Raw genomic sequence first — 305 nt, forward strand, 5'->3', positions numbered from 1 at the left:
CGAACACCTTCTTCCTTAATTCCTTCACTATTAAACAACAGTATTGATTGATTAATAGTGAAGGAATTAAGGAAGAAGGTGTTCGAAAAGTATTTGACAAAATAATGCAGCATCACGATGCTTTACGAACACCTTCTTCCTTAATTCCTTCACTATTAAACAACAGTATTGATTGATTAATAGTGAAGGAATTAAGGAAGAAGGTGTTCGAAAAGTATTTGACAAAATAATGCAGCATCACGATGCTTTACGAACACCTTCTTCCTTAATTCCTTCACTATTAAACAACAGTATTGATTGATTAA

Annotated in this window: 2 protein-coding genes; both read left to right on the plus strand. The window is 32.5% G+C overall.

What is annotated here, in order from left to right; translation table 11 throughout:
- The first annotated feature begins 47 nt into the window (after positions 1–47).
- Positions 48–176 carry a hypothetical protein gene (locus AC061E_RS16655; RefSeq protein WP_478287256.1) on the plus strand — a complete coding sequence of 43 codons (129 nt, stop codon included), beginning with the start codon at positions 48–50 and terminating at the stop codon, positions 174–176.
- On the plus strand, positions 173–301 hold the full coding sequence (locus AC061E_RS16660) for a hypothetical protein (RefSeq protein WP_478287256.1): 129 nt from the start codon (positions 173–175) through the stop codon (positions 299–301). The genes AC061E_RS16655 and AC061E_RS16660 overlap by 4 nt, the downstream gene beginning before the upstream one ends.
- Positions 302–305 lie beyond the last annotated feature (4 nt).

This window comes from Flavobacterium sp. GNP011 (assembly GCF_056428925.1).